This window comes from Staphylococcus sp. aM (genome assembly GCF_052975125.1).
Window position 1 is genome coordinate 96,625 of sequence record NZ_CP121447.1, and the last position, 12,474, is coordinate 109,098.

Consider the following 12,474-nt stretch of genomic DNA (forward strand, 5'->3'; position numbering starts at 1 on the left):
GCGTCTCAATGTTCAAATTAATAATAAAACGTATTGCACTCATGTTTCCGTTATTGATTGTAGTGAGTTTTATGACATTTATGATGACGTATCTAACGAATGAAGACCCAGCTGTAACGATTTTACATGCGCAAGGTACACCGAATGTGACACCGCAATTAATAGCTGAGACAAAAGAGAAGTATGGGCTCGATGCACCGATTCTTGTTCAATATAAGGATTGGCTACAACAAGCCGTTCAGTTTAAATTTGGGACGAGTTATATTACAGGCGATCCAGTATCAGAACGTATCGGGCCTGCATTTATGAATACATTGAAATTAACATTGATTTCAAGTGTATCAGTCATGGTGACATCCATATGTCTCGGTGTGGTAAGTGCCTTGACGAGAGGACAACGTACAGATCGCGTGATTCGTTCTATCGCATTCTTTTTAACGGCGTTACCTTCGTATTGGGTCGCATCCATGCTCATTATTTATGTATCAGTTAAGTTAAATCTATTGCCAACATCTGGATTAACAGGACCAGAGAGTTACGTATTACCAGTTATTGTAATCACGATGACCCATGCAGGTATTTACTTTAGAAATGTAAGACGCGCCATGATTGAACAACTTAATGAAGACTATGTACTCTATTTAAAAGCAAGTGGTGTAAAGACCATGACCTTATTGCGACATGTCTTACGAAATGCATTACAAGTGGCAGTGTCTATCTTCTGTATGTCGATACCAATGATTATGGGCGGCCTTGTCGTTATTGAAAATGTGTTTGCATGGCCGGGATTAGGACAGCTGAGTATTAAAGCGATAGTTGAACATGACTTTCCAGTAGTACAAACGTATGTGTTAATCGTGGCGGTGCTATTCATCATCTTTAATACATTAGCCGATATCATCAATGCGCTTTTAAATCCTAGATTAAGGGAGGTATCACGATGATTGTAAAACGATTATTACAAGATAGAGGTGCAGTCATTGCGTTAGTGATTATCGCGACATATTTCTTGCTCGGATTCCTAGCACCAGTGATTACCTTTCATGAGCCGAATCATATCGACACGGCACATAAATTTGCAGGTATAAGTGCGACACATTGGTTGGGTACCGATCATTTGGGTCGCGATGTATTGACGCGATTGATTTATGCCATTCGACCAAGTTTACTCTATGTCTCAATCGCATTAGTCATATCAGTTGCGATAGGTGCCATACTGGGTTTTATTTCCGGATATTTCCGGGGTTATATTGATGCACTGATTATGCGATGTTGTGATGTGATGCTAGCATTTCCAAGTTATGTAGTGACTTTGGCGTTAATTACATTATTCGGCATGGGTGTGGAAAATATCATTTTAGCTTTTATACTCACACGTTGGGCATGGTTCTGTCGGGTCATACGTACCAGTGTGATGCAGTACACGTCAGCTGATCATGTCAAATTTGCTAAAACGATTGGCATGAGTGATTTTACGATTATTCGTAAACATATTTTACCGTTAACTTTAGGAGATATCGCGATTATTTCTAGTAGTGCTATGTGCTCGATGATATTGCAAATGTCAGGGTTCTCATTTTTAGGTTTAGGTGTAAAGGCACCGACTGCAGAATGGGGCATGATGTTGAATGAAGCACGTAAAGTGATGTTCACTCATCCTGAAATGATGGTCACGACAGGTATCGTCATAGTCATTATCGTCATGGCCTTTAACTTCTTATCAGATGCATTACAAGTAGCGATGGATCCACGTATCTCTTCTAAAGAGAAAATGCGTGCAGTAAAGAAAGGCGTGATGCATGAATGACCTTATTAACAGTTCAACAGTTAACGATTCGTGATGAATGGACAGATACAACACTTGTCGATGCTATTAACTTCCAAGTTAAGCGTGGTGAGACATTAGGCATTATTGGTGAAAGTGGTAGTGGTAAGTCGATTACATGTAAGGCATTAGTAGGGCTTAATCCAAGTCGCCTCAAGGTTACAGGGAAAGTCCATTTTGACGGGCATAACTTGTTAGCATTATCAGAAAGTCAATTACGCAAATACAGAGGACAAGCGATTGCGATGGTCATGCAGCAAGGTGCACGTGCCTTTGACCCATCTACCAAAGTCGGAAAACAAATGATAGAAACCATGCAGGTACATACGTCATTATCGACACCAGAGATTGAACAAATATTGATTGACTATATGATCTATATGAATTTAACAGACCCGCAAAACATTTTGGCGTCTTATCCATATATGTTATCAGGTGGGATGTTGCAACGATTGATGATTGCATTAGCATTGGCATTAAAGCCTAAATTGATTATTGCAGATGAACCCACCACAGCATTAGATACGATTAATCAGTTTGATGTGTTAGAAGCATTCGAAGATATTAAACAACATTTTGATTGCGCGATGGTATTCATTTCACATGATTTAACCGTCATTCATAAAGTGGCTGATCGTGTCATTGTTATGAAAGAAGGGCAATTAGTCGAAGAAGGAACAACAGAAGCGGTTTTACATCATCCACATCACAGGTATACGCAATATTTATTATCGACGAAACAAAAAGTAAATGACCATTTTCAACGTGTCATGCGAGGTGATAGCCATGATTAAAATCAATCATGTTGAAAAACATTACGGAAAGCGTAGTTTGTGGGGGCCTAAACCTAAACCGATTATTAAAGATGTCAGTTTAGACTGCCCTGTAGATGAAGCGATAGCCATTATCGGTGAAAGTGGTAGTGGTAAATCGACATTGAGTCGCATGATATTAGGAATTGAAAGGCCAGATAAAGGTACAGTGACATTAAATGACCAACCGATGTACAAGAAGAAGGTCAGACGTCATCAAAATGGCGCCGTATTCCAAGATTACACCTCCTCACTACATCCATTTCAAACTGTGCGAGATATTCTATTTGAAGTGATGTGTCAATGTGATAAACAAAGCACTGATGAGATGGAAGGAGCAGCTAAGACACTATTAGAAGAAGTGGGATTATCAGAAGATTTTCTAGATAAATATCCCAATATGTTATCAGGTGGCGAAGCACAACGTGTTGCTATTGCCAGAGCGATATGTATTAATCCAACTTATATCTTGTTCGATGAGGCAATCAGTGCGCTAGATATGTCGATACAAACACAAATATTAGATTTGTTGAAGCGGTTAAAGCATACACGTCATTTAAGCTATATCTTTATTACACACGATATTCAAGCCGCTACATATCTGTGTGATCGTTTAGTTATTTTTAAAGACGGTCAAATTGAAGAACAAATCGCAACACGTGATTTACATACAACAACCAATGCTTATACCCAAGCATTGATAGACAAACAACTATCATTCTAAGGAGTGAGATAATGAAAGGTGCCATGGCTTGGCCATTTCTAAGATTATATATACTCACACTCATGTTTTTTAGTGCGAATGCCATATTAAATGTATTCATTCCATTAAGAGGTCATGATTTAGGGGCAACCAATACAACCATTGGTATTGTGATGGGTGCTTACATGTTAACAGCAATGGTCTTTCGTCCCTGGGCAGGCCAAATTATTGCCCGTGTCGGACCTATCAAAGTATTACGTATTATTTTATTGATTAATGCTTGTGCGTTAATACTATATGGACTGACTGGATTAGAAGGATATTTCATAGCCAGAGTGATGCAAGGTGTGTGTACGGCATTCTTCTCAATGTCGCTACAATTAGGTATTATCGATGCTTTACCTGAAGAACATCGATCAGAAGGTGTGTCACTATATTCATTATTCTCTACAATACCAAATTTGGTTGGGCCACTTATTGCAGTAGGCATTTGGCATTTAGATCGCATCTCAATATTTGCTATAGTGATGATTGCGATTGCCTTAACAACGACATTCTTTGGTTATCGTGTCACCTTTTCTAGCGAAGAACCTGACACGCATAAGAAGGTTGAACCATTGCCATTTAATGCAGTTACAGTCTTTGCACAATTCTTTAAAAATAAAGAATTATTTAATAGCGGACTCATTATGATTGTAGTATCAATTGTATTTGGTGCAGTGAGTACTTTTGTCCCGTTATACACAGTCAAGTTTGGGTTTGCAGATGCTGGAATCTTCCTAACCATTCAAGCTATAGCTGTTGTGTTAGCACGTATTTATTTACGTAAATACATTCCTTCAGATGGTATGTGGCATCCTGTTTATATGGTCAGTGTCTTGATGTTACTTGTCATTGCATCGATGGTTGTAGCCATAGGACCACATGTACACGTAATGATGTTCTACAGTAGTGCGATATTGATTGGTGCCACACAAGCTTTAGTATATCCAACACTTACGTCATATTTGAGCTTTGTCTTACCCAAAGCAGGTCGAAATATGCTACTAGGATTATTTATAGCCTGTGCAGATTTAGGTGTCTCGTTAGGCGGAAGCTTGATGGGGCCTATATCCGATTTAGTAGGATTTAGCTGGATGTATACCATTTGCGGTATGCTTGTTGTAGTTATGATGTTAATGAGCGCATTCAAAGGTATACGACAAAAATAATTGTCGACAGTGTTGAGGTTATGGAAAGTAATTTGTAAGTTAGAAAAATAAGTGAATGTAAAGCGATGAATTAGTGGGAGTGGGACAGAAATAATTTTTAAGAAAATATTATTTCTGTCCCACTCCCACTTGCATGATTGCGATGTATATACTCGCAATCATCAATGGTTTTATCGTTGCTTTATTTACGCATTGGCTACGTCATCGCAATGATAAAAAGGATGACAGGTAGTCAACACTAATAAAGCCCCTTACTATTGCAGTAGTAAGGGGCTTTGGTGCGTTTTAAGCGATGTAATTACATTGTTATTATATCACGTTAGGTATCATAATACAACGTTTATGAATTAATTAAATCATTTATAAAATTCTGATGTATAGAAATGCAATTTACCCTTTAGTTTACAACAAAGGATTAAGTTGTGCTTGAATGGCATTTAATATGTTGTTTTTCTCGTCCTACTATTAGGTTTAAATCGATATAAATGATACCAGAATTGAATAAGCTTGATTATAGGATTTGATTTTAAAACAGATAAGTTGCTAAATACATACAAACACTATTTAATAGATGAAAAGATAGAGTTAGAGGAGTGGTTGTTATGACAATAGTAGGGCACCATCATATTTCGATGTACACCAAAGATGCGGTCAAAAATAAGGCGTTTTATACTGAGTTACTTGGATTAAGATTAGTAGAGAAAACAGTTAATCAAGATAATACAAAAATGTATCATTTATTTTATGGTGATAATGCAGGTCATCCTGGTACATTATTGACATTTTTTGAAATTGAAAATGTTGGTAAGCATAGACCGGGAACAGATTCGATTCATCGGTTAACATTACTCGTACCATCAGAAACGGCATTGGACTATTTTAAACAACGATTAGACCAAAACAATGTGGAATGGACGTCACTGTTATATCTAGGTCAGTCTGCGGTGTTGCTAAAAGATCCAGATGAACTAGAAATCATATTATTAGTCAACGATGATTATCAAACGCCAGAACAATGGTCGGCCAATGATGATACAGATATACCTAAAGATGTTCAAATACTGGGAATGGGACCAGTTGAATTACGTAGTAGAAAGCCAGAAGTGTTAACTGAATTTCTTGAACATATCTTAGGTTATCATCAGCGTAATGATTTAGAAGCAGACGATAACACAACCATCATGACATTAGACGAACAAGGGTTATATACAGACTTTGTCATCGTTAATCAACAAGGTCATCGTGTTCGACCAGGGCAAGGCTATGTACATCATGTAGCAGTCAATCTACCTACAGATACAGACTTAAATGACATTTATGAGAAAATAGCGCGACAACCCAACCCTAACTCCGGTATCATCGATCGATACTTCTTCAAATCGTTATACTATAGACATAACCAAATCCTATTTGAATTTGCGACAGCAGAGCCAGGATTTACCGTTGATACACCCGTCGATAAATTAGGTCAACAACTCAATCTCCCCGATTTTCTAGAGGACAAAAGAGACGAAATCGAAAGCCAGTTGAGAGAAATATAAAATACAATATAAAAGCACTCGCTAGCATGGCGAGTGCTTATTTGTGGTTACAACTCAATCATGTTCTAAAAAGTAAGTACAAAAGGTAAGATTTAACCAAGTCTTAGACAAACTGCGAATATATACATATATTAATAGTACGTGTGTATGGAAAAGAAAGGCTGTGAAATAGGTTGTACAAAGAAAAGAAATTTAAAGTTTTGTCTCATTTGTATATTTTAATGATAATAATGCTTTACATGGGTCTCATTATCTATTTATTAACCGTTAACATTGAAAAAAACTCTTATATATTGAGTTTAATTTTCTCCTTATTTTTTGGTCAATCTACAAAAAATATATATAGTGTTATTTTAAATGTTTATGTAAATTTTAGTGAAGCTATACCTACTGAATTCAAAAAATTAAAAAGAAAAGTTAATTCATTAGTGGATTTTATAATGGTTGTTTTGATATTAATAATCTTAATTAAAAGTGATGTTAGTAATTATATAGTTATACTTTTAGTAATGTTTACTACAGGATCTCTCATAATGGGTTTATTTGTTGCTAATGAAAGTAAGAAAGAGTAACAACGAGAATGAACAAAATAGTGATTTTAATTAATCTATTCAAGTTATCTACTATGCTCTAAATACTTTATTATGATTGAACCACACCTCAAATGTTTAATGAAAATTAACTTTGGGGTGTGGTTTTATAATTTTTCAACTCAATAGCGTCATTTCAATAAATTCGCTTACAATTTTTGTTGTGTGATACGAATATTATGATATATTTTAATAAACAGTAGTAAGCAAAGGGTGGGTGTCAATTGGCATATCAAAATGAATTTTCTTTAGAAAAGGAAATGATGGCGCAACTATCATCAAATGGTTATGAAACGGTATCGATTAAAAATGACACGCAATTATTAGAGAATTTCCGAACAATTTTAAACGAACGTCATGCTGATAAATTAAATGGACAGCCCTTAACGGATAAGGAGTTCCAACGATTATTAACTATGATTAATGGTAAGGGGATCTTTGAAAGTGCGCGAATTTTACGTGATAAATTGCCACTAAAACGAGATGATGAATCAGAGGTCTATTTATCGTTTTTAGATACTGTTAACTGGTGTAAAAATAAATTCCAAGTGACGAATCAAGTGTCAGTGGAAGATACATATAAAGCACGCTATGACGTGACAATTCTTATCAACGGTTTGCCGCTCGTTCAAGTGGAGTTAAAACGACGTGGTGTCGATATTAATGAGGCCTTTAATCAAGTGATGCGCTATCGTAAGCAGAACTACACAGGCCTATTTCGTTATATTCAAATGTTTATTATTAGTAACGGTATAGAAACACGTTATATTTCCAATAATGATGGCGAAATTTATAAAAGTCATATGTTTTATTGGAGCGATAAACATAATCAACGTATCAATACACTAAGCGATTTTACAGAATCGTTCTTAAGACCGTGTCATCTCGCTAAAATGATATCACGTTATATGATCATTAATGAAACAGATAAGGTATTAATGGCAATGCGCCCGTATCAAGTCCATGCGGTAGAAGCATTAATACATCAAGCGACAGAAACGGCCAATAATGGTTATATTTGGCATACAACTGGTAGCGGTAAAACGTTAACTTCCTTCAAATCGAGTCAGGTCTTATCAGAACAGGACAATATTAAAAAGGTCATCTTCCTAGTAGACCGTAAAGACCTTGATAGCCAAACTGAAGAAGAGTTTAATAAATTCTCTAAAGGTGCTGTCGATAAAACAAATAATACTGCCCAACTCGTACGTCAACTTAATGATAAGAGTTTGCCATTAATCGTAACGACGATTCAGAAGATGTCTAAAGCAATTCAGAATAATGCAGAAGCGTTAGAACAATATAAAACAGATAAAGTGGTCTTTATTATTGATGAATGTCATCGTAGTCAGTTTGGTGACATGCATCGTATCGTACGCCAACATTTTAATAATGCCCAATACTTTGGATTTACAGGCACACCACGTTTTGAAGAAAATCGAAGTCAAGATGGACGAAGCACTGCAGATATATTTGGCAAGTGTCTGCATACGTATTTAATTAAAGATGCCATTCATGACGGTAATGTGTTAGGTTTTTCCGTTGATTATATCAATACGATTAAAGCAAAAGAGATAGATACAGATACTGATGATATGGTTGAAGATATCAATAAAGATGAGGTGTGGATGGCTGAGGACAGAGTTGAATTGATTGTCAGACACATTCTCGAAAATCACGATAAATATACACGAAATAGACAATATTCAAGTATCTTAACAGTACAAAGTATCCCTGCTTTAATTCAGTATTATCAAGCCTTTAACAAGATAAACCAAGAATATGATCGCCCGTTAAAAGTAGCAGGTATCTATTCATTTGGTCCGAATGAAGAAGCGAAAGAAAGTGACAATGAAGTCAAAACTGAAACAGCACGTGAACATCTAGATAAGATGATGCAAGACTATAATACGAATTTTGATACAAACTTTAACACAGATACGTTCCAAGAATATTTTAATCATGTATCTAAAAATGTGAAGAAAGGTATCAAAGACAATAAGATTGATGTGTTAATTGTCGTTAATATGTTCTTAACAGGATTTGATAGTAAAGTGTTGAACACATTATATGTAGATAAAAATCTTAAATATCATGACTTAATCCAAGCTTACTCACGTACGAATCGGGTTGAAAAGGAAACGAAGCCTTTTGGTAAAATCGTCAACTATCGAGATTTAAAGAAAGCAACAGATAGCGCATTACAGTTATTCTCACAAACTGAAGATACCGATCGAGTATTAATGAAGAGCTATGATGAATATAAAGCGGAGTTTGTTGATGCTTTAGCAGAATTAAAAATGATCGCACCGACACCACAACATATGGATCAAGTACAAGATGAAGAAGAACTGAAACGATTTGTAGAAGCCTATCGTCTAGTATCTAAATTAATACTAAGAATGAAGGCATTTGATGAATTTGAATTCACCTCTTCAAGTGTCGGCATGGAAGAACAAGACTTTGAAGATTATAAGAGCAAGTACTTTGCGATTTATGATCAAGTGAAGCCCCAACGAGGAGATAAAGTATCTATATTAAACGATATTGATTTCGAAATCGAAATATTACGTAACGATACGATAAACGTGTCTTATATTATGGATTTAGTACGTCAAATTGACTTATCAGATAAAGTAGAACAACAGCGTAACCGAGAACAAATTAGACGTATATTAGATACGGCTGATGACCCTAAACTACGCTTAAAACGTGATTTAATCAAAGAATTCATAGATAAGATTATTCCAGACTTATCTGAAGATGACGATGTTGACGAAGTATATATTAATTTCGAAAATGCGAAACGCGAAGAAGATTTCAATGCCTTTGCGGATCAAAAATCCATAGATGAAGATGTACTCAAACACATCACAAGCGAATTTGAATACAGTGGCATTTTGAATAATGACAAAATTAAAGACCTAGTTACTGGTATGAAATTAAGAGAAAAGAGACAGACTAAAGCAGCTGTCGCATCATTTGTCGAAGAAATGACAGAGAAATATAGCTAATCGAATAACAAACTAATTTACGGAGGAATGACACATTGTCTATTACAGAGAAGCAACGTCAACAACAACAGGAATTACACAAGCGTTTATGGTCAATTGCGAATGATTTGCGTGGCAACATGGATGCGAGCGAATTCCGTAATTATATTTTAGGTTTAATCTTCTATCGCTTTTTATCTGAAAAGGCAGAAGCGGAAGTGGCTGACGCATTAGCGGATGAAGATGTCACATACGAAGAAGCATGGGAAGATGATGAATATAGAGAAGATCTTAAAGAAGAACTTCTTGAAAATGTCGGTTACTATATCGAACCCCAAGACTTATTCAGTAGTATGGTTAAAGAAATAGAAAACCAACGCTTCGATATTGAACATTTAGCACAGGCCATCCGAAAAGTTGAAACATCTACATTAGGCCAAGACAGTGAAGAAGACTTTATTGGTTTGTTCAGTGATATGGATCTGAGTTCGACAAGATTAGGCAACACAGTTAAAGATCGCACAGCACTAATTGGAAAAGTGATGATTCATTTAGCAGAACTTCCATTTGTGCATAGTGACATGGAAATCGATATGTTGGGTGATGCCTATGAATTCTTAATTGGTCGTTTTGCGGCTAATGCAGGTAAAAAAGCTGGTGAATTCTATACACCACAACAGGTGTCTAAAATCTTAGCGAAAATCGTGACACAAGGGAAAGATCAATTGAGAAATGTCTATGATCCAACATGTGGGTCAGGTTCATTATTACTACGTGTAGGTAAAGAAACAAAAGTGTATCGATATAACGGTCAAGAGCGTAATAATACGACATACAACTTAGCGCGAATGAATATGTTGTTACATGATGTGCGTTATGAAAACTTTGATATTCAAAATGCGGATACATTGGAAAATCCAGCCTTTATGGAAGAAAAATTCGATGCGGTTGTAGCCAATCCACCATACAGTGCCAAATGGTCAGCAGATAGTCAATTTAATGATGATGAACGTTTCAGTAATTACGGTAAGTTAGCACCGAAATCAAAAGCAGACTATGCCTTTATCCAACATATGGTGCACTATTTAGATGACGAAGGTACGATGGCAGTCGTCTTACCACACGGTGTCTTATTCCGTGGTGCAGCAGAAGATGTGATTCGTAAATATTTAATTGAAGAAAAGAATTATATTGATGCGGTGATTGGATTACCTGCCAATATTTTCTATGGTACAAGCATACCAACGTGTATTTTAGTCTTTAAAAAATGTCGAGAAGCTAATGACAATGTGGTATTTATCGATGCATCACAATCATTTGAAAAAGGTAAAAACCAAAATCATCTTACAGATGACGATGTCAATCAAATTGTCGACACATACAGTAAGAGAGAAACGATAGATAAATATAGCTATGTCGCATCATTAGATGACATTAAAGACAATGATTATAACTTAAACATCCCGAGATATGTCGACACATTCGAAGAAGAAGAGCCCATCGATCTAGACCAAGTCCAACAAGACCTTAAAAATATTGATAAAGAAATCGCTGACGTTGAATCAGAAATTAATGAGTATTTGAAAGAATTAGGAGTGGTTAACCATGACTAATGAACAAAAGAACGTTCCTGAGTTAAGATTTCCAGAGTTTGAAGAGGAATGGGAAAAGAAAAAGTTAGGGAGCATAGCTTGCTTCTCGAAAGGTAAATTAGGATCTAAAAAAGATATTAGCCAAAATGGTATACCTTTCATATTATATGGTGAATTATATACTAAATATAATGCGATAATAGAAAAGGTATACAGTAAAATAGCGATTGATAAAAATAATTTAAAGGTAGCATCGAAGAATGAAGTGTTAATTCCTTCATCAGGGGAAACTTCGATAGATATAGCCACAGCTTCATGCATTGATATAAATGAGGAAGTTGCTATAGGTGGTGATATAAATATACTTACACCTAAAAATGTAGATGGAAGATTTATTTCTTTATCACTTAATGGTGTGAATAAATTAGAACTTTCTAAATATGCTCAGGGTAAAACGGTAGTTCATTTATATAATAATGATATTAAAAAGTTAAAACTTTCATTGCCCATTAATTTTGAAGAACAACAAAAAATAGGTGATTTCTTTAGCAAACTCGACCACCAAATCGAATTGGAAGAACGAAAATTAGAACTATTAGAACAACAGAAAAAAGGATACATGCAAAAAATCTTCTCCCAAGAACTAAGATTTAAAGACGAGAATGGGAATAATTATCCAGAATGGGAAATAAAAGAACTTATGCAAATAGCTAAAGTTAAGACTGGAAGAAAAAATGTTCAAGATAATATACAAGATGGAAAATATAAATTTTTTGACCGCTCTGTAGAAGTTAAATATTTAAACACTTTTGATTTTGATGAAACAGCGATTATATATCCAGGTGAAGGAAGTAAATTTTTACCAAGATACTTTAGTGGGAAATACTCCTTACATCAAAGAGCTTATAGTATTTACGATATTAATATTAATAATAATTATCTTTACTATTATCTGTCACTACAAAATAATCATTTCTTAAAATATGCTGTTGGATCAACAGTCAAATCTCTTCGAATGTCAGGTTTTGATAAGCTCAAAGTGATGGTGCCAAAAAATTCTGAACAAGAAAAAATAGGGAGCTTCTTTAAGAATCTCGATGAATTTATTGAAAAACAATCAGATAAAGTTGAGTTATTAAAATTACGTAAGCAAAGTTTTTTACAGAAGATGTTTGTGTAGGTCTGATAACGATTATTTTATATAAAC

Annotated in this window: 9 protein-coding genes and 1 pseudogene; all 10 read left to right on the forward strand. The window is 35.3% G+C overall.

What is annotated here, in order from left to right; genetic code table 11:
- Nucleotides 1-8: 8 nt before the first annotated feature.
- The 10 genes and pseudogenes from opp1B to P7F85_RS00465 all read left to right on the forward strand — a co-directional run bounded on the left by opp1B (nucleotide 9) and on the right by P7F85_RS00465 (nucleotide 12,447).
- Nucleotides 9-944, forward strand: a complete 936-nt coding sequence (gene opp1B / locus P7F85_RS00420) for a nickel/cobalt ABC transporter permease (protein ID WP_002467316.1) — start codon at nucleotides 9-11, stop codon at nucleotides 942-944.
- Nucleotides 941-1,807: a staphylopine uptake ABC transporter permease subunit CntC gene (gene cntC, locus P7F85_RS00425; RefSeq protein ID WP_002467329.1), complete on the forward strand. Its 867-nt coding sequence runs from the start codon at nucleotides 941-943 to the stop codon at nucleotides 1,805-1,807. Before opp1B ends, cntC begins: the two co-directional genes overlap by 4 nt.
- Nucleotides 1,804-2,619 carry a staphylopine uptake ABC transporter ATP-binding protein CntD gene (gene cntD / locus P7F85_RS00430; RefSeq protein ID WP_002467341.1) on the forward strand — a complete coding sequence of 272 codons (816 nt, stop codon included), beginning with the start codon at nucleotides 1,804-1,806 and terminating at the stop codon, nucleotides 2,617-2,619. Before cntC ends, cntD begins: the two co-directional genes overlap by 4 nt.
- Nucleotides 2,612-3,361, forward strand: coding sequence for an ABC transporter ATP-binding protein (locus P7F85_RS00435; RefSeq protein WP_002467344.1), 750 nt, complete (start codon nucleotides 2,612-2,614; stop codon nucleotides 3,359-3,361). Before cntD ends, P7F85_RS00435 begins: the two co-directional genes overlap by 8 nt.
- A gap of 11 nt (nucleotides 3,362-3,372) precedes the next feature.
- The gene (cntE, locus tag P7F85_RS00440; protein ID WP_002467312.1) at nucleotides 3,373-4,551 is read left to right on the forward strand and encodes a staphylopine family metallophore export MFS transporter CntE; all 1,179 of its coding nucleotides are present in this window, start codon (nucleotides 3,373-3,375) and stop codon (nucleotides 4,549-4,551) included.
- 157 nt (nucleotides 4,552-4,708) lie between these two features.
- A pseudogene (locus tag P7F85_RS00445) lies at nucleotides 4,709-4,783 on the forward strand (type I toxin-antitoxin system Fst family toxin); the annotation flags it as partial.
- Between the two features lie 370 nt (nucleotides 4,784-5,153).
- Complete coding sequence (locus P7F85_RS00450; protein ID WP_002467310.1) at nucleotides 5,154-6,092, forward strand: VOC family protein; 939 nt, start codon at nucleotides 5,154-5,156, stop codon at nucleotides 6,090-6,092.
- An 814-nt stretch (nucleotides 6,093-6,906) separates the two neighbouring features.
- A complete protein-coding gene (locus tag P7F85_RS00455) occupies nucleotides 6,907-9,696 on the forward strand; it encodes a type I restriction endonuclease subunit R (protein ID WP_002467327.1) in 2,790 nt (929 codons plus the stop codon).
- A 35-nt stretch (nucleotides 9,697-9,731) separates the two neighbouring features.
- Nucleotides 9,732-11,288 carry a type I restriction-modification system subunit M gene (locus tag P7F85_RS00460; RefSeq protein ID WP_046464463.1) on the forward strand — a complete coding sequence of 519 codons (1,557 nt, stop codon included), beginning with the start codon at nucleotides 9,732-9,734 and terminating at the stop codon, nucleotides 11,286-11,288.
- Nucleotides 11,281-12,447, forward strand: coding sequence for a restriction endonuclease subunit S (locus tag P7F85_RS00465; protein ID WP_002467322.1), 1,167 nt, complete (start codon nucleotides 11,281-11,283; stop codon nucleotides 12,445-12,447). Before P7F85_RS00460 ends, P7F85_RS00465 begins: the two co-directional genes overlap by 8 nt.
- The last annotated feature ends 27 nt before the right edge of the window (nucleotides 12,448-12,474 follow it).

Excerpts from the sequence above, each read along its gene's own strand:
- P7F85_RS00450 (WP_002467310.1), top strand. The coding sequence starts at position 5,154 with ATGACAATAGTAGGGCACCATCATATTTCGATGTACACCAAAGATGCG.
- P7F85_RS00465 (WP_002467322.1), top strand. The coding sequence starts at position 11,281 with ATGACTAATGAACAAAAGAACGTTCCTGAGTTAAGATTTCCAGAGTTT.
- P7F85_RS00435 (WP_002467344.1), top strand. The coding sequence starts at position 2,612 with ATGATTAAAATCAATCATGTTGAAAAACATTACGGAAAGCGTAGTTTG.
- cntD (WP_002467341.1), top strand. The coding sequence starts at position 1,804 with ATGACCTTATTAACAGTTCAACAGTTAACGATTCGTGATGAATGGACA.
- cntC (WP_002467329.1), top strand. The coding sequence starts at position 941 with ATGATTGTAAAACGATTATTACAAGATAGAGGTGCAGTCATTGCGTTA.
- opp1B (WP_002467316.1), top strand. The coding sequence starts at position 9 with ATGTTCAAATTAATAATAAAACGTATTGCACTCATGTTTCCGTTATTG.
- cntE (WP_002467312.1), top strand. The coding sequence starts at position 3,373 with ATGAAAGGTGCCATGGCTTGGCCATTTCTAAGATTATATATACTCACA.